25 protein-coding genes and 1 pseudogene are annotated in these 21,748 nt (G+C 68.9%); 17 read left to right on the top strand and 9 right to left on the bottom strand.

Annotation, left to right across the window (positions count from 1 at the left end):
- Positions 1–20 precede the first annotated feature (20 nt).
- Both TSB10GB4_RS08185 and TSB10GB4_RS08180 read right to left on the bottom strand, forming a co-directional pair.
- The gene (locus tag TSB10GB4_RS08185) at positions 21–542 is read right to left on the bottom strand and encodes a copper chaperone PCu(A)C (RefSeq protein WP_186395326.1); all 522 of its coding nucleotides are present in this window, start codon (positions 540–542) and stop codon (positions 21–23) included.
- 76 nt (positions 543–618) lie between these two features.
- Complete coding sequence (locus TSB10GB4_RS08180; RefSeq protein WP_186395344.1) at positions 619–1,011, bottom strand: hypothetical protein; 393 nt, start codon at positions 1,009–1,011, stop codon at positions 619–621.
- 186 nt (positions 1,012–1,197) lie between these two features.
- Between TSB10GB4_RS08180 and TSB10GB4_RS08175 the strand changes: the two genes are divergently transcribed.
- The gene (locus tag TSB10GB4_RS08175) at positions 1,198–1,788 is read left to right on the top strand and encodes a helix-turn-helix domain-containing protein (protein ID WP_208984576.1); all 591 of its coding nucleotides are present in this window, start codon (positions 1,198–1,200) and stop codon (positions 1,786–1,788) included.
- Positions 1,789–1,798: 10 nt separating this feature from the next.
- Here TSB10GB4_RS08175 and TSB10GB4_RS08170 read toward each other — a convergent pair whose 3' ends face one another.
- The 3 genes from TSB10GB4_RS08170 to TSB10GB4_RS08160 all read right to left on the bottom strand — a co-directional run bounded on the left by TSB10GB4_RS08170 (position 1,799) and on the right by TSB10GB4_RS08160 (position 3,680).
- On the bottom strand, positions 1,799–2,494 hold the full coding sequence (locus TSB10GB4_RS08170; RefSeq protein WP_186395324.1) for an aspartate/glutamate racemase family protein: 696 nt from the start codon (positions 2,492–2,494) through the stop codon (positions 1,799–1,801).
- Between the two features lie 83 nt (positions 2,495–2,577).
- Complete coding sequence (locus TSB10GB4_RS08165; RefSeq protein WP_186395323.1) at positions 2,578–3,333, bottom strand: class I SAM-dependent methyltransferase; 756 nt, start codon at positions 3,331–3,333, stop codon at positions 2,578–2,580.
- Positions 3,330–3,680 carry a hypothetical protein gene (locus tag TSB10GB4_RS08160; RefSeq protein WP_186395322.1) on the bottom strand — a complete coding sequence of 117 codons (351 nt, stop codon included), beginning with the start codon at positions 3,678–3,680 and terminating at the stop codon, positions 3,330–3,332. Before TSB10GB4_RS08160 ends, TSB10GB4_RS08165 begins: the two co-directional genes overlap by 4 nt.
- Positions 3,681–3,801: 121 nt before the next feature.
- Here TSB10GB4_RS08160 and TSB10GB4_RS08155 point away from each other — a divergent pair, with 121 nt between their 5' ends.
- From TSB10GB4_RS08155 to TSB10GB4_RS08135, 5 genes are all read left to right on the top strand, one after another.
- Positions 3,802–4,134, top strand: coding sequence for a helix-turn-helix transcriptional regulator (locus TSB10GB4_RS08155; protein ID WP_186395321.1), 333 nt, complete (start codon positions 3,802–3,804; stop codon positions 4,132–4,134).
- A 41-nt stretch (positions 4,135–4,175) separates the two neighbouring features.
- On the top strand, positions 4,176–4,685 hold the full coding sequence (locus TSB10GB4_RS08150) for an arsenate reductase ArsC (RefSeq protein WP_186395320.1): 510 nt from the start codon (positions 4,176–4,178) through the stop codon (positions 4,683–4,685).
- Positions 4,686–4,748: 63 nt separating this feature from the next.
- Positions 4,749–5,792 (top strand): ACR3 family arsenite efflux transporter, encoded by a 1,044-nt coding sequence (arsB, locus tag TSB10GB4_RS08145; protein WP_186395343.1) that lies wholly within the window; start codon positions 4,749–4,751, stop codon positions 5,790–5,792.
- A gap of 96 nt (positions 5,793–5,888) precedes the next feature.
- Positions 5,889–6,251: a helix-turn-helix transcriptional regulator gene (locus TSB10GB4_RS08140; protein WP_186395319.1), complete on the top strand. Its 363-nt coding sequence runs from the start codon at positions 5,889–5,891 to the stop codon at positions 6,249–6,251.
- Between the two features lie 58 nt (positions 6,252–6,309).
- A complete protein-coding gene (locus tag TSB10GB4_RS08135; RefSeq protein ID WP_244570851.1) occupies positions 6,310–7,536 on the top strand; it encodes an MFS transporter in 1,227 nt (408 codons plus the stop codon).
- A gap of 6 nt (positions 7,537–7,542) precedes the next feature.
- On the opposite strand, the gene TSB10GB4_RS08130 is transcribed toward TSB10GB4_RS08135, so the two are convergent.
- Positions 7,543–8,436, bottom strand: a complete 894-nt coding sequence (locus TSB10GB4_RS08130) for a LysR family transcriptional regulator (RefSeq protein ID WP_186395317.1) — start codon at positions 8,434–8,436, stop codon at positions 7,543–7,545.
- 126 nt (positions 8,437–8,562) lie between these two features.
- On the opposite strand from TSB10GB4_RS08130, the gene TSB10GB4_RS08125 reads away from it, so the two are divergent.
- Entirely contained in the window at positions 8,563–9,195 is a 633-nt protein-coding gene (locus TSB10GB4_RS08125) for a nitroreductase family protein (RefSeq protein WP_186395316.1), read from the top strand.
- 104 nt (positions 9,196–9,299) lie between these two features.
- Positions 9,300–10,172 (top strand): EamA family transporter, encoded by an 873-nt coding sequence (locus tag TSB10GB4_RS08120; protein WP_186395315.1) that lies wholly within the window; start codon positions 9,300–9,302, stop codon positions 10,170–10,172.
- Positions 10,173–10,223: 51 nt separating this feature from the next.
- On the opposite strand, the gene TSB10GB4_RS08115 is transcribed toward TSB10GB4_RS08120, so the two are convergent.
- Positions 10,224–10,499, bottom strand: coding sequence for a PilZ domain-containing protein (locus tag TSB10GB4_RS08115; RefSeq protein WP_186395314.1), 276 nt, complete (start codon positions 10,497–10,499; stop codon positions 10,224–10,226).
- 241 nt (positions 10,500–10,740) lie between these two features.
- Between TSB10GB4_RS08115 and TSB10GB4_RS08110 the strand changes: the two genes are divergently transcribed.
- From TSB10GB4_RS08110 to TSB10GB4_RS24035, 5 genes and pseudogenes are all read left to right on the top strand, one after another.
- Complete coding sequence (locus TSB10GB4_RS08110) at positions 10,741–11,319, top strand: NnrU family protein (RefSeq protein ID WP_186395313.1); 579 nt, start codon at positions 10,741–10,743, stop codon at positions 11,317–11,319.
- Positions 11,320–11,564: 245 nt separating this feature from the next.
- Positions 11,565–12,236, top strand: coding sequence for a tetratricopeptide repeat protein (locus tag TSB10GB4_RS08105; protein ID WP_186395312.1), 672 nt, complete (start codon positions 11,565–11,567; stop codon positions 12,234–12,236).
- 47 nt (positions 12,237–12,283) lie between these two features.
- Positions 12,284–13,612, top strand: coding sequence for a PQQ-binding-like beta-propeller repeat protein (locus TSB10GB4_RS08100; protein WP_186395311.1), 1,329 nt, complete (start codon positions 12,284–12,286; stop codon positions 13,610–13,612).
- A 138-nt stretch (positions 13,613–13,750) separates the two neighbouring features.
- Positions 13,751–15,238, top strand: a complete 1,488-nt coding sequence (der, locus tag TSB10GB4_RS08095; protein WP_186395310.1) for a ribosome biogenesis GTPase Der — start codon at positions 13,751–13,753, stop codon at positions 15,236–15,238.
- Positions 15,239–15,433: 195 nt separating this feature from the next.
- A pseudogene (locus tag TSB10GB4_RS24035) lies at positions 15,434–16,513 on the top strand (adenylate/guanylate cyclase domain-containing protein); the annotation flags it as partial.
- Positions 16,514–16,557: 44 nt separating this feature from the next.
- On the opposite strand, the gene TSB10GB4_RS08090 reads toward TSB10GB4_RS24035, so the two are convergent.
- Positions 16,558–17,319, bottom strand: coding sequence for a DUF599 domain-containing protein (locus TSB10GB4_RS08090; RefSeq protein ID WP_244570850.1), 762 nt, complete (start codon positions 17,317–17,319; stop codon positions 16,558–16,560).
- Between the two features lie 306 nt (positions 17,320–17,625).
- Here TSB10GB4_RS08090 and TSB10GB4_RS08085 point away from each other — a divergent pair, with 306 nt between their 5' ends.
- The 3 genes from TSB10GB4_RS08085 to TSB10GB4_RS08080 all read left to right on the top strand — a co-directional run bounded on the left by TSB10GB4_RS08085 (position 17,626) and on the right by TSB10GB4_RS08080 (position 20,272).
- Complete coding sequence (locus TSB10GB4_RS08085) at positions 17,626–19,095, top strand: PAS domain-containing protein (protein WP_186395309.1); 1,470 nt, start codon at positions 17,626–17,628, stop codon at positions 19,093–19,095.
- Between the two features lie 393 nt (positions 19,096–19,488).
- Positions 19,489–19,620 carry a hypothetical protein gene (locus TSB10GB4_RS23955; RefSeq protein WP_256376565.1) on the top strand — a complete coding sequence of 44 codons (132 nt, stop codon included), beginning with the start codon at positions 19,489–19,491 and terminating at the stop codon, positions 19,618–19,620.
- Between the two features lie 220 nt (positions 19,621–19,840).
- Positions 19,841–20,272, top strand: coding sequence for a rhodanese-like domain-containing protein (locus TSB10GB4_RS08080; RefSeq protein WP_186389085.1), 432 nt, complete (start codon positions 19,841–19,843; stop codon positions 20,270–20,272).
- On the opposite strand, the gene TSB10GB4_RS08075 is transcribed toward TSB10GB4_RS08080, so the two are convergent.
- Complete coding sequence (locus tag TSB10GB4_RS08075; RefSeq protein WP_186395308.1) at positions 20,261–20,869, bottom strand: hypothetical protein; 609 nt, start codon at positions 20,867–20,869, stop codon at positions 20,261–20,263. The genes TSB10GB4_RS08080 and TSB10GB4_RS08075 overlap by 12 nt on opposite strands.
- A 115-nt stretch (positions 20,870–20,984) precedes the next feature.
- Between TSB10GB4_RS08075 and TSB10GB4_RS08070 the strand changes: the two genes are divergently transcribed.
- Positions 20,985–21,632, top strand: a complete 648-nt coding sequence (locus TSB10GB4_RS08070) for a glutathione S-transferase family protein (RefSeq protein ID WP_186395307.1) — start codon at positions 20,985–20,987, stop codon at positions 21,630–21,632.
- Positions 21,633–21,748 lie beyond the last annotated feature (116 nt).

The following is a 21,748-nucleotide window of genomic DNA, read 5'->3' as shown; positions in this document are numbered from 1 at the left end:
CGGCCGGCGCCATGCCGGGATCAGTGGGTGCTGTGGTCGGTCTTCTTCGTCTCGCCGTGACCATGGCTGCCATGGTCATGCGCCTTGCCGCCGGCGCCCATCTTGTCGGCCGCCAGTTCGACCTCGATGTCGCCGCCCTTCTCGAAGGTCAGGGTCAGCGGCACCATGTCGCCCTCGGCGATCGGCTGCTTCAGGCCGATCAGCATGACGTGGAAGCTGCCGGGAACGAGTTCCACCTTGGCGCCGGCCGGCACCTCGAGGCCGTCGGCGAGCGGACGCATCTTCATGATGCCGTCGACCACTTCCATCGTGTGGATCTCGACCTTCTCGGCGACCGGCGAGGACCCGCCGATCAGCCGGTCGGCGGTGCCACCCTCGTTGGTGAAGGTCATGAAGGCGCCGGCGACCTTGGCGGCCGGCGGCGTCGCGCGGGTCCAGGGGTGGCCGATCTTGATTTCGCCGATCCGGTAGCCGTGGGCATGGGCGCCGGCGAGCGCGACGAGCGTCAGGCCGAGCGCGAAGACAATCTGCAGGATACGCATGAGAAATGCTCCATAAGTCGCAAAGGTGCGAACCGGCGGCCATCGGGCACGGCCGGTCGTCATTCGGTTGATTGCGTCAGATGGAGGCGAGGGGCGGCGCGCGCGCCGGCGGCGGCGGCCCTTGCGGACGCTCGCGCGTCGCCGGGGCCGGGGTGGGTGCCCAGGAGGCGGCGTCGGCCGCCGCTTCCAGATCGGGCAGAGGCGTGGCGGCGGGGGCCGCCAGCGTACCGCCGACGCAGGCGAGCTTGCACAGCGTCGAGCAGCAGTCGCGGGCGAGATCCTTGAGCGGATGGTCGTCGCCCGGATCGGCGATCGCCGTCGGCGAGCACAGGATATAGGCTGGGCTGGTGCCGTCGGCGGCCATCACCGTGCGGGCATGGGCGGCGACAAGACCCTGCAGCAGCATGGCAAGGACGATCGTCGCGGCCATCGACCACGTCAGCAACCGGTCCTTCAGGAGTTGCCTCATGCTGTGCATCCCTCGTCTCTAGCCGTGTCGCGTGCGTCTGTCACGAGGGGAAATCTACGAAGGCAGGAAAGCGTCCCTCCGGGGAAATCTCGACAGGTGGGATGGTCCCACAGGGCGCGCACTTCTACAGTGGCCGCATCCAGTCCGGCGCACGGTGGCCGGGCACGGCGGGGAAAAGGCGGGCAGGTGAACGGCAGCGAGAACGCGAAAGGGGCAACCGGCATCGGCGCTCTGGTCGGCGCGGCGGTGCGGCGCGAGCGCCTGCGCGCCGGCCTGTCGGCGAGCGAACTGGCGCGCGCGGCCGGCCTTGCCAAGTCGACCCTGTCCCAGCTCGAAGCGGGCAGCGGCAATCCCGCCATCGAGACCTTGTGGAGGCTCGCCGATGCGCTGGGCGTCAGCGTCGCCGCGTTGCTGGAGGAGCCGCGCAAAGAGATCGAGGTGATCCGCGCCGGCGAGGGGCCGGCGACCCGCTCCGACCATGCCGACTATCTCGCCCGGCTGCTGTCTGCGGCCGGTCCCGGCACGCGGCGCGATCTCTATGTGATCGAGGCGGCGCCCGGCGCGCCGCATCTCTCTGCGGGCCATCTCTCTGCGGCACATGGGCCGGGCACGCGCGAGCATGTGGTGGTGATGTGCGGCCGCGCGCGTCTGGGGCCGCGAGGCCGCGAGGTCGAGCTTGCCGCCGGCGACTATGCCGCCTATCCGGCGGACGCCCCTCACACCTTCGAGGCCTTGGTGCCCGACACCCGCGCCGTGCTGATCATCGAGCACAGCTAGGGCCGGCAGATCATCCCTCTATCGCATGGCGCAGGGCGGCGAGCGCCAGCAGCCGCGTCGAATCGAGCGTCGGCAGCGGCGAATTGCCGTCATTCATCAGCAGCGGGATTTCCGTGCAGCCGAGCACCACGGCATCGCATCCGTCCTCGCGCGCCATGCGGCCGATGACCTGCTGGAAATAGGCCTCCGCCGAGGGTTCCAGCCTGCCGCGCACCAGTTCGTCCATGATGATGCGGCCGATCTCGGCCCGCTCCGCCCTTGTCGGCAGCACGGTCGCGATGCCCTGCCTGCCGAGCGCCTGCGGGTAGACGTCGCTCTCCGTCAGCCACACCGTGCCGGTCAGCGCCAGCCGTCGGAAGCCGCGCCGCGCGGCCTCTTCCGCCACCACCTCGGCGATATGGAGAAAAGGCAGGGGCAGGCGCTCCGCCACATGGGCCAAGCCCTGATGGATGGTGTTGTCCGGGCAGATCAGCAGTTCCGCGCCGGACGCCTTGAGCCGCCGGGCGCTGTCGAGCATCAATTCGCCGACGAGATCGGCGCGCCCCGCCTCCAGATGACGGACATACTCAGTGAGCGGCTGCATGTGCAGGCTGACCGGCGGATTGCCATGGGGCCCAAGCAGAGCTTCGGCTTCCGCGCACAGGGTGCGGTAGCACTCCGCCGCCCCTTCCGCCGAACAGGCGATGATGCCGACATGCCGTGCCATTTCCGCGGTCCATCCATTTCTTCGTACAATAGTTCATTATATCGAACGATAGTACCGGTCAATGGGGCGGGGCGGATCTGCGCTCACACCTTCCGGGCGACAGCGCGGAAAACGAGTTCCCACAGGCAGGTGGCGCCGCTCGCCTGCCGCTCCTGGCGCAGCCGCTCGTCCAGCGTGTCCGGATCGGCGCTGGCCATGTCGGTAATGCCGAAGCGCTCGAGCCGGGGCATCACCGCGCGCACGATCATGCCGACCGGATAGCTGCTGTCCGGCGTCAAAAGGTTCGCCTCCGCCCGCAGGCTCTCGACGGCAAGGCCCGCCGCGCTCATCACCTCGTGCAGCGTCAGCCCCATGTCGAGCCGCGCGCCTTCCCGCCGCAGCATCTGCGCCAGCCAGTCGCGCACCTCGTCATGCAGGGGCAGGGGATGGCGCCCCGGCACCAGCTTCGAGGCGTCGTGCTCGTGAAAGGCGACGACCCCGCCGGGCTTGAGGGCGCTGCTGATCGCTTCGACCGCCGCGACCGGATCCTGCTGGTATATCAGCACCCTGCGGCCGACGACGGCGTCCAGCGTGCCGTGGCCGGGAAGCTCCGCGTCGAAGCCGCCCTCGATCACCGTGACGTTGGCAAGGCCCTCGTCCGCCGCCATCCGCCGGGTCATCTCCAGCATGGCGGGATCGCGGTCGACGGCCAGCACCCAGCCTTGCGGCCCGACGCGGCGGGCGATCATCCGCGTCACCGCGCCGGTGCCGCAACCGATATCGACCACCGTCCAGCCGGGCGCGATGCCGGCCTCGTCCAGCAGGCGCTCGGTCATCAGGTCGACGGGATTGGTGCTCATGCGGTCGGCTCCTGCGGGGCGGTGCAGCAGGTATCGTCGGCCGCCGCCGCGATATCCGCAAGGCCGACCTCGGCCAGCGGCATGTGCAGGCGCAGCCGGCGCGCAGGCACTCCCGCCTCGTGAATGCCGATCACCGTCTCCACGTCCGGGCAGCCGTCCTCGCCGCAGGCAAGCTCGCTGACCGAGATCACCGCCTCCGCGCCGGGTGCCAGCACCTGACGCACCGCCTGCTTGACCCGCTCGCGCAGGGCGTGCCGTTCCGCCTCCGCCTCCGCGCTGTTTGCGGCCGCTGCGGCGTTGGCGGGGCGCACGCCCTTCGGGGCGAACGGATTGACGAAGAGGCGCATGCGGCGGGATCCTGATTTGTTATGTGATAACGTTTCATCATTGGCGAATGCGGAGGCGCGCGTCAAGCCGCTTGCGGGGGCGGGCGGGATAATGTATCCATATATCCAGAAGGAGAGATAAATGGATAAGTTGTCCGCACTCGCCGCGCTGGCCGCCCTCGGGCAGGAGACCCGGCTGGACATCTTCCGCCTGCTGGTCAAGGCCGGGCCGGAAGGCGTCGCCGCCGGCGAGGTCGCGACCCGTCTCGGGGCGGTGCAGAACACCGTCTCGGCCCATCTCAAGACGCTGGCCCAGGCCGGCCTGGTGCGGGCCGAGCGCGACGGGCGCAGCGTGCGCTACATCGCCGACATGACCGGCTTCCGCGACCTGCTGGCCTTCCTGATGGAGGACTGCTGCAACGGCGCGCCCGAACTCTGCCGCCCGGTGATCGAGGCGGTGACCTGCAATTGCTGATCGTCCGCCGGACGGAGAACGGGCGGACCAAGGAGGGACGAATGAGCGACCGCGTCTTCAATGTGCTGTTCCTGTGCACCGGCAACTCGGCCCGGTCGATCCTCGCCGAGGCGATCCTCAATCGCGAGGGAATGGGGCGGTTCAAGGCCTTTTCCGCCGGCTCGCAGCCCAAGGGCGCGGTGCATCCGCAGGCGCTGGCCCTGCTCGAAAAGCTCAACCACGACACGGGCTTTGCCCGTTCCAAGAATTGGGAGGAGTTCGCGCAGCCCGGTGCGCCGGTGATGGATTTCGTCTTCACCGTCTGCGACAACGCCGCCGGCGAGGCCTGCCCGGTGTGGCCCGGCCAGCCGCTGACCGCCCATTGGGGCGTGCCGGACCCGGCCGCGGTCGAGGGCTTGCCGAGCGAGATCGCGCTCGCCTTCGCCGACACCTACCGCATGCTCGCCAACCGCATCTCGATCTTCACCTCCCTGCCGCTCGCCTCGCTCGACCGCATGACGCTGCAGTCGCGGCTCACGGATATCGGCCGCGACCTGCCCCGGGCGGGTTGAACACTTCAGGACATCACCATGACGGATCATGCCATCGGGGCTGGCGCGCCTGCCGCGCCGCCCATCAGCTTCTTTGAGAAATATCTGACGGTCTGGGTGGCGCTGTGCATCGTCGCCGGGATCGGGCTCGGGCACCTGCTGCCGGGGCTGTTCAGGGTCATCGCTGCTGCCGAGGTGGCACAGGTCAATCTGCCGGTGGCGGTGCTGATCTGGCTGATGATCGTGCCGATGCTGCTGCGGGTCGACTTCGCCTCGCTTGCCCGGGTCGGCACCTTCTGGCGCGGGATCGGCGTGACGCTGTTCATCAACTGGGCGGTCAAGCCCTTCTCGATGGCGCTGCTCGGCTGGCTGTTCATCGGCTACCTGTTCCGGCCCTGGCTGCCGGAAAGCCAGATCGACTCCTATATCGCCGGCCTGATCATCCTGGCGGCGGCGCCCTGCACGGCGATGGTCTTCGTCTGGTCCAACCTGACGCGCGGCGAGCCCAACTTCACCCTGTCGCAGGTGGCGCTCAACGACGTGATCATGATCGTCGCCTTCGCGCCGATCGTCGGCCTGCTGCTGGGCCTGTCCGCGATCACGGTGCCCTGGGACACATTGCTGATCTCGGTGCTGCTCTACATCGTCCTGCCGGTGATCGTCGCGCAGGCGGTGCGGCGGCATCTGCTCCGGATGGGCGGCCAGTCGGCGCTCGACCGGCTGGTGCGCGTCATGCAGCCGATCTCGCTGGTGTCGCTGCTCGCCACCTTGGTGCTGCTGTTCGGCTTTCAGGGCGAGCATATCATCGCCCAGCCGCTGATCATCGCGCTGATCGCCGTGCCGATCCTCATCCAGGTCTATTTCAATTCCGGCCTTGCCTATCTGCTCAACCGGATGACCGGCGAGCGGCACTGCGTCGCCGGCCCGTCTGCCCTGATCGGCGCTTCGAATTTCTTCGAGCTCGCCGTCGCCGCGGCCATCGCGCTGTTCGGGCTGAATTCCGGTGCGGCGCTCGCCACCGTCGTTGGCGTGCTGGTCGAGGTGCCGGTGATGCTGTCGGTGGTTTGGATCGTCAACCGTTCGCGCGGCTGGTACGAGCGGGGCGCCGGAGCGGGCAGCGTGAACTGACGCCTGCGTCCCGCTACCTGCCGACGAAAGCCCTTGCGGGGCCTGCCTGACTGCCGTAAGCCTTGTTCGAGTTTTCTCGAACAAGGCTTACGGCTGATGACGGAGCGGCTGGAGCAGGTGGCGGCCCAATTGCTGGCGCTGGGCAATCCGCTCCGGCTGCGGATCTATCGCATGCTGGTGCGGGCCGGCGCCGAAGGGCTTGCCGTCGGTCGCATCCAGCAGCGGCTGGACATTCCCGCCTCGACCCTATCCCATCACTGCAAGCAGCTTGTCGATGCCGGCCTCGTCACGCGCGAGCGTCAGGCGACGACGCTGATCTGCCGCGCTCATTACCCCGCCATGCGGGCACTGCTCGGCTATCTCGCCGACGAGTGCTGCGCCGACGGCACCCGCCCTTCCGATCTTGCCGATGCGCCTCCCTCCTGCCGGGGCGCATCTGCGTCCGACCCCGCCACCTGACCCTGCCTCCCATCGTCCGGCCATTGTCCGGCGCGCTTTCACGAGGATGACAGAAGACATGTCGCAGCGCCTCCTTGGCGGTGATGCGCCGCCGGCCGCAGCCGGCTGGTTCATCACCGCGCTCGGCATCGCCCAGATCTGTTCCTGGGGCACGCTGTTCTACGGCTTTCCGCTGATCGCCGAGGCGATGCGCGCCGATCTCGGCTGGTCGAAGCCGGTGCTCTATGGCGCGGCGACGCTCGGCGTGGTGCTCGCCAGCCTTGCCGCCTATCCGGTCGGGGCGGCGATCGACCGGGGGCACGGGCGCTACATCATGGCGGGCGCCTCGGTGCTGGCCGGCCTGCTGCTGCTCGCCTGGTCGCAGGTGGAGGAGATCGCCGCCTTCTATGTGGTGCTCGCCGGGCTCGGCATGCTGCAGGCGGCGACGCTCTACGAGCCGGCCTTCGCCGTCATCGCCCGTCGCGTCGGCCCGTTGCGGGCGCGCGGCGGCATCACCACGCTGACCCTGTGGGGGGGCTTCGCCAGCACCGTCTTCATCCCGATCATCCAGCTCCTGATCGAGACGCAGGGCTGGCGCGGGGCGCTGATAGTGATGGCCGCCGTCAACGGCCTCCTGTGCGCTGCGCTGTATTTCGCGGCGATCAACCCGGCGCGCGATGCGCCGGCACCCGTGCATGAGGACGGCAGCGCGCCGCTGTCGGGCCGCCGGGCGGTGGCGGCGGCGATGCGCCGGCCGTCCTATTGGGGGCTGATGCTGGCCTGGGTCTCCTATTCGGCGGCGGTGTCCGCGCTGATCTATCATCTCTATCCGCTGCTGCTGGAGCGGGGGCTGGATGCGGCCGGGGTGGTCATGGTGATGACGGTGATCGGCCCGGCCCAGGTTGCCGGGCGCATCGCCATCCGCGTGCTGGCGCCGGGCGCGCCGGTGCGGCTGATCGGCTCGGCCGTGGTCGCCGTCTTTCCGCTCGCCATCGCCGCGCTTGCCTTCGCCCCGCCCTCGGTGCTGGTGATCGGCGCCATCGCCGCCCTCTATGGCGCGGCCAACGGCATGATCACCATCGTGCGCGGTCTCGCCGTGCCGGAAATGGTCAGCCGCGAGGCCTATGGCGCGGTCAACGGCTCGCTGATTGGGCCGATGAACCTGATGCGGGCGGGCGCCCCGCTGGCTGCCGCGCTGCTGTGGCAGGCGTCGGGCGGTTATGGCGCGGTGCTCGTCGCGGTCTTCGTCGGTGCGCTGGTCCTCTGCCTCGGCTTCTGGTTCGCCGCGCTCAAGGCCCCGCGCTGAAGCGCCTCACGCGTCGCTCCGCAGATCCTCGGCGAGAAAGTCGATCAGCGCGCGCACCTTCGGCAGCAGGTAGCGGCGCGAGGGATAGACCGCATAGACCTGCGTGTCCGCCGGCGCCCAGCCGTCCAGCACGGTCTCCAGCCGTCCGGCGGCGATGTCCTCGCGCACATAAGACGCCGGGATCAGCGACAGGCCGTAGCCGTCCAGCAGCGCCTCGCGCACCGCAAGGCTGGTCGACGCCCGGTAGCGGCTTGCGACCGGCAGCGTCACCCGTTCGCCCTCCCGTTCCAGCGCCCATTCGCTGGCATTGCCCGACAGCGAGAACTGCACGATCCGGTGCGAGGCGAGCTCTTCCGGACGGTGTGGCCGGCCGGCCCCGTCGAAATAGCTTGGCGCGCCGCAGATCACATGGCGCATCGCCATCAGCCGGCGGGCGACCAGGCTGGTGTCCTCCAGCTTCGCCGTGCCGCGGATGGCGACGTCGAAGCCGTCCTTGACGAGATCGACCCGCCGGTCGTCCAGGTGCAGGTCGATCTCCACGTCGGGATAGGCCTGCATGAAGGCGGTGATCGTACGCGACAGGCGGGTGACCGTGAGCGAGATCGGCGCCGCCACCCGCAACAGCCCGCTCGGCCGGTGGCGCAGCGGCTGCATCGAGCCGTCCGCCTCGGTCAGGTCGTCGAGGATGCGCGCCACCTGTTCATGGTAGAGCCGGCCCGGCTCGGTCAGGCTCATGCGCCGCGTCGTGCGGTTGAGCAGGCGCACGCCGAGATGCGCCTCCAGCTCGCCGATATTCTTGCTGATCGCCGCCGGCGACAGCGAGAGGCTACGCGCGGCACCGGCGAAGGAGCCCTCGTCGACCACCCGGCGGAAGACGCGAAGCGCGGTGAGTTGATCCATGATTGTTCACTTTTGGTTGCGAGTGATCGGATAAATAGCCGGATTATCGCGAGAATGGAACGGGAATATCTCTTGGGCACCGACGGGAGCACGGGCTCCCGGCCCACTCACGGAGAGATCCTCGTCATGAGCGCCACCGCTATCGCCACCGACATCGTCACCGTTCTGGAAAATCGCGTCTCGGCCAATCGGTTCGACCCCGACGCCCGTCTCGACCGCGGGCAGATCGAGGAGCTGATCCGCCTCGCCACCCGCGCGCCGAGCGCCTACAACCTGCAGAACTGGCGCTTCATCGCCGTCGCCTCGCCGGAGGCCAAGGCGCGGCTGCGCGCGGCGTCCTATGATCAGGCCAAGGTGTCGGAGGCCGCCGTCACCTTCATCATCGTCGGCAGCCATCCGGACGCAGCCAGCCTCGGCGACCGGCTGCGCCCCTCCGTCGAGGCCGGGTTCATGCCCGCCGACATGGCCGCCGGCTGGGTCGATGCGGTGGCCGGCACCTATGGCGCGGACCCGGTCGCCGCGCGCGACGAGGCCGTGCGCTCGGCGACCCTTGCCGCCTCCTTCCTGATGCTGGCGGCGGCCGCCAGGGGGCTTGCCAGCGGGCCGATGGTCGGCTTCGAGCCGGCCAAGGTCACGGCCGGGTTCGGCCTGGCGGACGGCGAGGTGCCGGTGATGCTGCTGGCCGTCGGCCCGGCCGCGCCCGGCAACTGGCCGCAGAAGCCGCGCCGCCCGCTCCCCGAGGTGCTCTCGCACGCCTGACCGTGCCGGGCGAGGGGCTTGTCTGCCCCTGCCGCTCCCGCCAAGATCGCCGGGCGGCGCGCCTGTCGTCCGGCCCGTTCCCGCCTTCCTCAAACGAGGCCGCCATGTTCCGCGCTTCCGACCTGCTGCTGACCGCGCTTGCCCCGATCGTCTGGGGCAGCACCTATATCGTCACCACCGAGCTGCTGCCGCCCGGTCATCCGGTCTTCGTCTCCGCCGCCCGCGTGCTGCCGGCCGGCCTGTTGCTGCTGCTGATCGTGCGCCAGATGCCGCGCGGGCAGTGGATCTGGCGCGCCTTCGTGCTCGGCGCGCTGAACTTCGCCATCTTCATGGTGCTGCTGTTCATCGCCGCCTACCGGCTGCCCGGCGGCATCGCCGCCACGGTCGGGGCGGTGCAGCCGCTGATCGTCATCTTCGTCGCGGCGATGCTGCTCGGCACGGCGATCCGGCCGCTGGCGGTGGCGGCGGCGCTTGCCGGGCTCGCGGGCGTTGCGCTGCTGGTGCTGCGCAACGAGGCGGCGCTCGATGCCATCGGCCTTGCGGCGGCGCTCGGCGGAGCGGTGTCGATGGCCTTCGGCACGGTGCTGACCCGCCGCTGGCAGCCGCCGGTCTCGCCGCTCGTCTTCGCGGCCTGGCAGCTCACCGCCGGCGGCCTGCTGCTGGTGGTGATGGCGCTGCTGCTGGAGCCGCTGCCGCCGGCGCCGAGCGCGCGCAACATGACCGGCTTTCTCTATATGAGCCTGTCCAGCGCGCTGACCTATGTGCTGTGGTTTCGCGGCATTTCGCGGCTGGAGCCCTCGGCGGTCGCCTCGCTCGGCTTCCTCAGCCCCACCACCGCCGTGCTGCTCGGCTGGGGGCTGCTCGGCCAGGCACTGGCGCCGTCGCAGATCGCCGGGGTGTGTCTCGTTCTTGCAGGGGTCTGGGCGGCGCAGAGGGCGGTGCGGCGGGCGCCGGCACGCGGGCCTGCCCCGGCCTGACGGAAAGACCGCGGGAAGAGACGGATAGAAGACGGAAAGAAGACGGCGGGTTCAGTCCGCCGTCTCGTCGTTCTCGCGCAGGAACTGCACGCCGATCTCGGTCGCCGTGCGCCAGCGCACCAGGGCGGCGACGGCGATCTCCTCGTTGACGATGCGCAGTTCGAACCGGTCGGGAATCTCGGCGGTGCTAGGCAGTTTCAGCAGGGCGCCATCGTCCGACAGGTTGCGGACGCGGCATTCGTGCACCTTCGCCCCGTCGTCGAGGACGATCCGGCCGCTTTTCAGGGTGCGGTGGCGCGGACTGCTCCGCCTGTCGCGAATCGGCATCTCATCCCACCTCCAGGCGCGCGAACTATGAGCCCACCTGCAGTGATTCTCCAAGCCGGTTGCGGCTTGAATTGGTCCGCAATCGGGTTTTTTGCGGATCGGGCGGGCCGGCGGCCCGTCGCCGGGCGACCGTCGCATTCCTGCAACAGTCGCGTCGCCTCCCGGCGGCTTGGCCCTGTGCCGCTTGACCACGCCGCGCGGGCGGTCAACCCTGCGCCGGAAAGAGGGAGATTCCAACGCCATGACCCTGCTCGTTCTGGGACTCGTCGTGTTCTTCGGCGTCCACCTGCTGCCGATGATGACCGGCCTGCGGGAGCGCCTGCGCGCCCGGTTCGGAGCGGGCACCTACCGGATCCTGTTCAGCATCGGCTCCATCGTCGGCTTCGTGCTGCTGGTCTATGGCTATGGCGCGGCGCGGGCGGAAGGCCCGGCGATCCTCTATTATCCGCCGGTCTGGCTGCGTCACCTGACCACGCTGCTGATGCTGCCGGTCTTCGTGCTGCTGGTCGCCTCCGGCGGACCGATCGGGCGGATCAAGATGGTGGTCAAGCACCCGATGGTGCTGGCGGTGAAGATCTGGGCCGTCTCGCATCTGCTGGCCAATGGCGATGCCGCCTCGGTCCTGCTGTTCGGCTCGTTCCTCGTCTGGGCGGTGGTCGACCGGATCTCGCTGAAGCGGCGCCCGGCGACGCTGGGCGGGGCGACGGCCGGCGTACCGTCGCTGGCCAGCGACATCGTCGCCATCGCGGTCGGCCTCGGCCTCTACATCGCCTTCGTGCTGTTCCTGCATGAATGGCTGATCGGCGTGCCCATCTTCTAAGGACAGCCGCCGTCCGGCAGCCAGGGGGCGCGGCGGGCGCGCGCCGGAGCGGACCCGCCGCCTGCCTCACTTGCGCCATGAAGACGCGCAAGGGGAGGGACGCAGAGCCGTCTCCGGCCGTCGTTCCGGGCTCCTGCCGCGCAACCCGTGTCGTTTGCCAGCAGAAGGGCAAATGGATATGGTGGCGCCGCGCCGCGCCGGCAGACCGGGCGGCGTATTGCTCAAGTATCGGGAATTCGCAGCGTATGTCCGACATTTTTCGCGAGGTCGACGAGGAGATCAGGCACGAGCGCTACAAGCGCCTGTGGAACCGTTTCGGCACCTACCTGATCGCCATTGCCGTCCTCATCGTCGCCGGCACGGCCGCCTGGCGCGGCTGGGTCTACTGGCAGCAGACCGCGGGGCGCGAGGCGGGCGACGTCTATGTCTCGGCGGCGCGGCTGGCCGACCAGGGCAGTTTCGCCGAGGCCGAGGCGCGGCTGGCGGAGCTTGCCCGCGGTCCCGGCGGCTATCCGCAACTGGCCGCCATGCGCGCGGCGGCGCTGAAGGCGCAGGCGGGCGATGCGGCCGGCGCCATCGCCGCCTTCGACCAGATCGCCGACGACGGGCGTTCGGAGCGGCTGCTGCGCGACATCGCCCGGCTGCGCGCCGGCTATCTCGCCCTCGACCTTGAAGATCACGCCGGCGCCACCAGCCGGCTCGAAGCCCTTGCCGGCGACGACAACGGCTGGCGCTTCCTTGCGCGTGAGGCGCTGGCGCTGTCGGCCTGGAAGCAGGGCGACACGGCCGCCGCGCGCCGCTGGATCGGCGGCATCGTCGAGCAGGAAGGCGTGCCGGGCGACGTCGCCTCGCGGGCCCGCACCCTGCGCGACCTGATCGACGCCGCCGAAGGCAAGCCGGCCGGGGAGGGGTCGTGATGACCGTCTGCCCGAGCCTTCGCCCCACATCTTTCCGGAGGTCCCGGATGACGTTTACCACCGTCCTGCGTGCGGCGACCCTGTCGCTGGCGGGGTTGGCGCTGGCCGGCTGCGAGACGGTCGCCGACCTCAACCCGTTCTCGAAGGACACGGTGCTGCCGGGCGAGCGCCAGGCGCTGTTCGACACCACGCTTCCGGGCACCGAAAGCGGCGGCCGCGCCGCCAGCATCGGCGCGGCGAGCGGCGTCGAGTGGCGCCAGGGCGGCGGTGATGCCGCCAACAATCCCGGCAATGTCGCGGCCAATGTCACCGGCGGGCGCGCCTGGCGCGCCTCGATCGGCAGTTCCGGCGGCGGCATGTTCTCCGGCAATGTGCGCATTGCCGCGCGCCCCGTTTCCGCCAATGGCCGGATCTTCGTCTACAACCAGAATGGCGAGGTCACGGCGCTGTCGACCAATGGCGGCCGCCTGTGGAGCCGTTCGCTGCGGCCCGAGGGCGAGAGCGGCGTGGCCTCTGGCGGCGGCGTCGCCGCCGAGGGCGGCCGCGTCTTCGTCGCCACCGGCTACAGCCAGCTCGTGGCGCTCGATGCCGGCTCCGGCGCGGTGCTGTGGACGAAGGATATCAATGCGCCGGCCCGTCAGGCACCGGCCGCGGCCGGCGGCCTCGTCGTCGCCGTCACCCAGACCGGCGAGGTCCATGCGGCCTCGCAGGATGACGGCGCCGAGCGCTGGACCTATACCGGCATCGCCGAGAACAGCGGCCTGCTCGCCTTCGCCAATCCGGCGATTTCCGGCGGCACCGTCATCGTGCCCTTCACCTCCGGCGAGGTGATGGCGCTCGACATGAAGAACGGCGAGCCGAAATGGGTTGAGGGCGTCACCCGCTCCTACCGCACCCGCGCCGTCTCCGGCTTTTCCGATGTCGCGGCAAGCCCGGTGGTCAATGGCGACATGGTCTTCGCCTCCGGCGTTTCCGGCCGTCTGGTCGCCTCGCGTCTGCGCACCGGCGAGCGGGTGTGGGAGCAGGATGTCGGCTCGCTGCACACGCCGATCGTCTCCGGCGGCAGCGTCTTCCTGATCGACATCGAGGACCGCATCGTCGCGCTGGAGCGCTCCAGCGGCAAGCCGCTGTGGCGCACCGTGCTGCCCAATGTCGAGGGCAAGAAGAAGAGCCGCATCAACTGGGCCGGACCGGTGCTCGCCAACGGCGTGCTGGTCGCGGTGTCGAGCGATGGCCGCATGGCGCGGGTGGATGCGGCGTCGGGCCGGATCCTCGGCACCTCGTCGACCTCGGAAAACATCTATGTGACGCCGATCGTCGCCGGCGACCGGCTGGTGACGATCACCGCCAAGGGCGACGTCGTCGCGTTCAACTGACGGGGCGCCGGCGCTCCCGCCGGCCCGCTCCCGCGTTTCCCGCATCCCGCGCCGTGCCGGCGCGGGATGCTTCATTTGATCCGGGCCCGCGGCGGGTGTATTCCGCCGGGGCCTTCGCCATTTCCGGGGTTCCAGGACGTGCCTGCCAAGATCGCCATCATCGGACGCCCGAACGTCGGCAAGTCCACCCTCTTCAACCGTCTCGTCGGCAAGCGGCTGGCGCTGGTCGACGACACGCCGGGCGTGACCCGCGACCGCCGGCCGGGCGATGCCCGTCTCGGCGACCTGCGCTTCACCATTCTCGACACCGCCGGCCTCGAGGAGGCCGACGCCGCCAGCCTGGAGGGGCGCATGCGCGCCCAGACCGAGGAGGCGATCGCCGATGCCGACGCGGTGCTCTTCGTCGTCGACGCGCGCGCCGGGGTGACACCGAGCGACAGCCATTTCGCCAACATGCTGCGGCGCGCCGACAAGCCGGTGATCCTGATCGCCAACAAGGCGGAGGGGCGCTCGGGCGAGGGCGGGCTCTACGAGGCGTTCGGCCTCGGCTTCGGCGAGCCGGTGGCGATGTCGGCCGAACATGGCGAGGGCCTTGCCGATCTCTACCAGGCGCTGCGGCCGGTGGTCGACGCGGTCGATGAGCGCGAGGCCGCCGCCGCGGATGCGCAGGTGCGCGCCGCCGAGGCGGCGCTGGCGCCGGCCGAGGTCGCCGAGACCGATGTCGATCTCGCCACCGACGAGGATGGCGAGGTGGTGGAGGAAGAGGACAAGGGCCCGGCCGCCGGCAGCGCCCAGCGTCCCTTGCGCGTGGCCGTCGTCGGCCGTCCCAATGCCGGCAAGTCGACGCTGATCAACCGCTTCCTGGGGGAAGAGCGGCTGCTGACCGGCCCGGAGGCCGGCATCACCCGCGATTCCATCTCCGTCGACTGGGTCTGGCGCGACCGGCACGTCAAGATGTTCGACACCGCCGGCATCCGCCGCAAGGCGCGGGTGCAGGAGAAGCTGGAAAAGCTCTCCGTCGCCGACGCGCTGCGGGCGATCAAGTTCGCCGAGGTGGTGATCGTCACGCTGGACGCAACCATTCCCTTCGAGAAGCAGGACCTGCAGATCATCGATCTGGTCGCCCGCGAGGGCCGCGCCCTCGTCATCGCCATCAACAAGTGGGACCTGATCGAGGACCGCGCCGAGGCGATGCAGCGCATCTCCGATGCCTCGGAGCGCTATCTCAACCAGATCCGCGGCGTGCGCATCGTCACCCTGTCCGGCCTGCACGGGCGCGGCCTCGACAAGCTGATGGAGGCCGCCTTCCAAGCCTATGACATGTGGAACCGGCGCGTCTCCACCTCCCGGCTCAACCGCTGGCTCGACGGCGTTCTCGTCCACCATCCGCCTCCGGCGGTGGCCGGCCGGCGCATCAAGCTGCGCTACGTCACCCAGGTGAAGGCGCGCCCGCCGCATTTCGTCGTCTTCTGCTCGCGCCCCGAGGCGCTGCCGGAAAGCTACACGCGCTACCTCGTCAACGGCTTGCGCGAGACCTTCAACATGCCCGGCACGCCGATCCGCCTCAGCTATCGCAAGGGCGACAACCCCTATGCGGCGAAGGCGAAGAAGCGCAAGATCCACTGACGCCGGATCGCGGCATCCGGATCGCCGGTTGCATCACGAAGTTGCGGCTGCATCTTCCATTGCGTGTCCGGGCGACCCAAATAAGCGCCAGTGCGCGGGGGCGGCCTGCGCACGACCCGTTGCCCGTGCCGTGCGGCGCGGGGACAGCCATCGGCATTGCGGAGACCGGCGACGACAGGCCGGAGGGGTGAGAACATGACAATCAGCGCAAGTCTGGTCGCCGCCGAGGTCATGGAATGGCTGCATGGCGACGCGGTGCGGGTCGAGGAGATCTCGGTGCTGATCGAGATGCTGGCGCTGCGCCTCAACGAGGCCGGCGTGCGCATCGACCGGGTGGTGACCGGCATCACCGTGCTGCATCCCAACGTGCGCACGGAAGGCGTCACCTGGACCCCTGAGAAGGGGCTCGAGCTGCGCCGCTACATGGAAACGCCCGAGAGCCTCAAGGCCTATGACAACAGCCCGTTCAAGGTGGTGTTCTCCGAGCGCCGCAGCGTCCGCATCCGCCTTGCCGCGGGCGGCGAGTTGCCGGACTACGGCATCGTGCCGGAGCTGCTGGAGGCCGGCTATACCGACTATCTCGCGCTGCCGCTGCCGTTTTCCGACGGGTCGGTGAAGGGCGTCACCTTCGCCACCCGCCGCGCCGGCGGCTTCACCGGCGCGCAGATCTCGCTGCTGGAGACCATCGCCCGGCCGCTGGGGCTGTTGTGCGAGCTCTACACCCTGAAGCGCATGAGCCAGACCCTGCTCGACACCTATGTCGGCCGGCGCGCCGGCGCGCGAGTGCTGGCCGGCACGGTGACGCGCGGCGACGGCGAGACGATCTCCGCCGTGGTCGGCTTCTTCGACCTGCGCGGCTTCACCGAACTCTCCAACGCCCTTCCCGGCGACAAGCTGATCAAGCTGCTCAACGCCTATTTCGACGCGGTCACCCGCGCGGTCGAGGCGCATGACGGCGAGGTGCTGAAGTTCATCGGCGACGAGGTGATGGCCGTCTTTCCCTATGGCTGCGACGACAGCGCCCGCACCGCCGCGCGCCAGGCGCTGCTGGCGGCGCGCGAGGCGAGCGCGGCGATCGCCGAGATGAACCGCGACTGCTGCGACGAGAAGCCGCCGCTGCGCGTCGGCATCGCCCTGCATGCGGGCGACGTGTTCTTCGGCAATGTCGGGGCGGAGGCGCGGCTCGACTTCACGGTGGTCGGGCCGGTGGTCAATCTCGCCTCGCGTCTTGCCGGGCTGACCCGCGACCTCGACCAGGAGATTCTCGTCTCCGAGGCCATCGCCGACCTGATGGGCTGCCACGCCGGCGCCCTCGGCCGCTACCGGGTGAAGGGGTTCGAGGCGCCGGTGTCGGTGTTCATGCCGCCGGCCGGCTCGATCGGCGCCGACGGGAGCTGGTGCAGCGAGGCGGCCAGCGCCCTTGCCCGCGAGGCGAACTGACGGCGCACCAGCACGCAGACGACGAAGAACGTCGTCGCCATGAAGACGCGCGGGTCGATGAACCAGCCGAGATAGCCGACCGAGAAGAAGAAGGCCCGCTGGCCGCGGTTGAAGTGGGTGCCGGCGAGCACCATGATCCCGGCGGCGCGCTCGGCGAAGGCGTCGCGGTGCTCCCGCGGCGCGTTTTCCTCCGGCATCGCGCCCATCAGGATCGTCGCGTAGTTGAACAGGCGATAGGCCCAGCCGAACTTGAAGAAGGCATAGGCATAGATCAGCGTCAGGCCGATCACCTTCAGCTCCCAGACGGCCGGGCTGCCGCCGCCCTTCAGGCCGAGGTCGCTCATCATCTTCAGGATCGATTCGGTCGAGGTCAGCAGCGCGAAGCAGCCGCCGATCGCCAGCAGCGAGGTGGAGGCGAAAAAGCCGGTGCCCTGCTGCAGGCCGGCGGCGATGCCGACATCCATGATCCGCACCGGGCGGCGGCTCATCATCTCCATCCAGCCGCGCCGGTGCAGGTTCATCTGGTGCGACAGCGTGCGCGTCTTCAGCGGCGACAGTTCGACGACGACGTTGAAGCCGAGCCAGGCGGCGACGAACCAGGCCAGCGCCGCCAGATCCGTTCCGGCCAGATCGATCATCATGCGGGCCCCTTGAGCTTTCCGTTGCGGTGAGGAAGTCTGGCCCCGCGCGCGGCGCCGATCAACTGCGCCGGTGCCGTGGTCCACTGCTGGCCGCGGGTGCGGAACCTTGCCGGTCGGGCTTCCGGTCCCGTTCGCGATCCCGCTCGAATGCCGAAAACAAGGTTCTTATACGGATATTACCTTACTACTTGGATGTATTTTCATATTGTTTCCTACGTAAGGTTGACGATCGTACTTATTGGATTAAGGTTTTTTAAAACCCTCCCAGGCATGCTTGCGGGTAGAGACCTGGGAGCATGGAAAATAATGTTCGACAATGGGAAGAAGGCGCTCATCGAGGCAATCGGCCGGTCGCAGGCCATCATCGAGTTCACACCCGATGGCACGATCCTCAATGCCAATGAGAATTTCCTGAAGGCGGTCGGCTATCGGCTCGACGAGATCCGCGGCAAGCATCACGGCATGTTCGTCAGGCCGCAAGACCGCGAGAGCGCCGAGTATCGCGCGTTCTGGGCGGGGCTGGCGCGCGGCCAGGCGCTGTCCGGAGAGTTCCGCCGCACGGGCAAGGAGGGGCGCGACATCTGGTTGCAGGCGTCCTACAACCCGGTCCTCGGCCGGGCGGGGCGCATCGTCCGGGTGGTCAAGGTCGCCGCCGACATCACCGAGGCCAAGCGCCGCGCCATCGAGACGGCCGGCGAAATCGCGGCGATCCGCCGCTCCCAGGCAGTGATCAGCTTTGCCATGGATGGCACCATCCTTGAGGCGAACGACAACTTTCTCAAGACGATGGGCTACCGGCTCGACGAGATCGTCGGCCGCAATCACAGCCTGTTCGTCGGCGAGGACCAGGCGCGCAGCCCCGAGTATCGGCGGTTCTGGGACGAGTTGCGGGGCGGGCGGTTCCAGTCGAACGAGTTCCGGCGGTTCGGCAAGGGCGGCAAGGAGGTGTGGATCCAGGGCACCTACAATCCGATCCTCGACGAGGACGGCAAGCCGGTGAAGGTGGTCAAGTTCGCCACCGATCGCACGGAGCAGGTCTCCCTGCGCAGGCACCGGGAGGCTGTGCAGAAGCAGATCGACGCGGATCTGGATTCGGTTGCCGCGGCCATCGCCCAGGCGAGCGGGCGGGCGGTCGATGCCTCCGCCTCCTCGCTGCAGGCGTCCGGCAATGTCCAGGCGGTCGCCTCGGCGACGGAGGAACTGGTCGCCTCGATCAGCGAGATCACCCGGCAGGTCAACCAGGCCATGCAGGTGGCGGGCCGGGCGGTGGACGAGGCGCGCGAGTCCTCCGCCGTGATGAGCGAACTGGCGGCGAATGCCGGAAAGATCGGCGAGGTGCTGGAACTGATCGACAGCATCGCGGCGCAGACCAACCTGCTGGCGCTCAACGCGACCATCGAGGCGGCGCGCGCGGGCGAGGCCGGCAGGGGCTTTGCCGTCGTCGCGGGCGAGGTCAAGAGCCTTGCGGCGCAGACCTCGAAGGCGACCGAGGATATCAGTGCGCGCATCGCCCTGGTGCAGGGGTCGTCGTCGCAGGCGGAAGGCTCGATCCGGTCGATCATGACGATCATCGAGGAGATCAGCGACATTTCGTCGAGCGTCGCCACGGCGATCGAGGAGCAGTCGATCGTCACCCGCGACATTTCGAGCAACATGCAGCAGGCCCATGCGGGCGTCGCGGCGATCAGCTCCAACATGCAGTCGCTGTCGCAGGAGACCGAGCGGGTCGAGCAGGCGACGGTGAAGGTGCGCGAGGCCTCCCGCTCGATCGCGTGAGGCGGCCGGCGGGCCGGTCCGTTCGCGGCCGGCCCCGGCACTTGTCCCCGTTGGCTGCATGTCTCATCGACTGTTTGTCTGCGCCGGCGCTTATCCCCGTTTTCGGCGGCGATGCCGGGTTGCGATTTCGAGACGGGAGTCTCGAAATTTCTCAAAATTTGAGACGGATTTCGGCGAATTTTGAGAGGCTCGTCGCAATTTTCCGGCGCGGTTTCTCGCAAAAATCCCGAGAGGATTGGGGCGGTTCATCAAACTGTCATGCGTGACGTGCAGGTCAGCTTGTCCTTTTTTTGCGCTTGCGAAATTATTGCCAAATCGTTAAATGCCGCCTCGGACCGAACGTGAGCGCGGGGGGCAAACACGCGCCGCAACACTCGGACAACAAGGAACTTCATGGACGAACAGGTTCAGAAATCCTGTTGGGGCGTAACGGCTTGGGTCGTTCTCCTGGCGGGTGGCGCACTTGCGCTGATGTATGTGTTCGGCGGGGATGTCACGCCCGCGACGGTGGCCATCGTCCAATAGGACATGCTGCGCCCGCGAAGGCGGAGGCGCCGGACGGCCACATGAACTGCGAAAATCAAACTGCAGAAATTGCCAGGGGCGCGGAGACATCCGCGCCCTTTCGCGTTTTCCGCCGACGCTTTCGCGCCGCCGCGCGCGGGGACAGGGCTTGTCATTTGCGCAGGGCCCGGCAAACAATGGCGGCCTTGCCGGCGAGCGGCCGGACTGCGAGGAGAGCGCGATGACGGGACGGATCATCAGGGGATACAAGGCCTTGCTCGCCGAGGCCGAGGCCGTGGTCGAGACCCTGGAGGTCGGCGCGGCGGTGGCGCTGCATGGCGATCCCGGCACCGTCTTCGTGGATATCCGCGACATCCGCGAATTGGAGCGGGAGGGGCGTATCCCCGGCGCGGTGCATGCGCCGCGCGGCATGCTGGAGTTCTGGATCGACCCGGAGAGCCCCTATTTCAAGCCGGTCTTCGGCGAGGACAAGCGCTTCGTCTTCTTCTGTGCCGCCGGTTGGCGCTCGGCGCTGGCGACCCGCGCGGTGCAGGAGATGGGGCTGGCCCCGGTCGCCCATGTCGGCGGGGGATTTTCCGCCTGGCGGGAGGCGGGCGGCCCGGTCGAGCTTCCCGGCAGCGCCCCCAAACAGGCAGCCGCATCAATCGGCTAGCGTCTCGACGCCGGGATAGGAGCGGGGCATGCCGGGCGCGCGCGGCCGGGAGCGCGGGGTGAGGGTCTGAAACATCATCTGCCGCAGCACCGGCACCCCGGAGGGGGTGCTGGACAGCAGGCCGCCATAGCTTTCCGGGCTCGTCTCGAAGAGGACAAGCGTTACCGGGCCAAGGTCCGGCCAGATCACCTCGGCGCCCCAGGTGGGCACATCGGCCGCCGTGGCCTGGCCGGACAGGGCGATCGCGTCGTCGCGCGACAGCGCCGTGCCCGTGCCCTGCGGCCAGTCTATGCGCGCGAGCCCGTCCGGAATCTTCCACAATTTCAACCGCGTACCGATGTCGAGCAGCAGGTTCTCGCCGGTCTTGCACAGCGAGATATGGACGATGCGCTGGTCGAGTTCGCCCGGTGTCGCCGTGACCCCGTCGGGCGTGCGGGTCAGCACCGCGGTGTTGGTGACGCGGAACGCCTGGGCGTCGGCGGCGGCGGGGACAGGTTTCGCCAGCGCCGCCGTCAGCGACACCATCAGGGAGAGGGCGACAAGCAGCGCGTAGCCGACCGAAGCCGGTCTGGAGGCTTGCAACGAAACGGCGATCATCGGACCTTGTCGGGACGGGGGGTGCGGGGAGTAAGTGACGAGTCTAGCCCTGTCAGATTTACGAAGGGTTACGTTAGGTCGGCGTTATTTCGCTGTTTTGTACGGGAGCGCATGAATGAGACTGGTGATCGGCAACAAGACCTATTCCTCCTGGTCGCTCAGGGCCTGGGCGGCGGCGAAGCTTTCCGGGCTTGACTTCGAGGAGGTGCTGGTGCCGCTCGACACGCCGGAATTCGCCAGTCGGGTCAAGGCGATCTCTCCGGCGGCGCGGGTGCCGGTGCTGGTCGATGGCAAGCTCGCCGTGTGGGATTCCCTTGCGATCATCGAATATCTGGCCGAGCGGGCGCCGGCCGGTCGGTTGTGGCCGCTGGACGGGGCGGCGCGGGCGCGGGCGCGCTCGCTCTGCGCCGAGTTGCATTCCGGCTTTCCGGACCTGCGCGGGCATTACCCGATGAACCTGCGGCGCACGCCGGCGCCGCATCCGCGCTCGCCCGATGCCATGCGGGACATTGCGCGGATGCGGGAGATCTGGCGGGACTGCCGCGCCGACCATGCCGGGGAGGGGGATTTCCTGTTCGGGCCGTTTTCCGCCGCCGACTGTTTCTTCGCGCCCGTCGTCACCCGGTTTCTGACCTACCTGCTGCCGCTGGGCAAGGTCGAGCGCGCCTATGCGGAGGCGGTCATGGCGCATCCGATCCTGGCCGAGTGGCGGGAGGGGGCGGCGAGCGAACCCTGGGTCGTCGACGCCGACGAGGTCGATTGAGTGAAAAATAACATAATGAAATAAAAGAGAAATACGGATGGTATTGACTAAAACGTAAGCGTCATTCACTGTCCCGCTCAGCAAGAAACCGACAGGTCGGGAGCGGCGATATCCGT

Source organism: Stappia sp. TSB10GB4, from assembly GCF_900185745.1.
In the GTDB taxonomy this organism is placed as follows: domain Bacteria; phylum Pseudomonadota; class Alphaproteobacteria; order Rhizobiales; family Stappiaceae; genus Stappia.
This window is presented reverse-complemented; position numbering and strand designations above follow the sequence as displayed.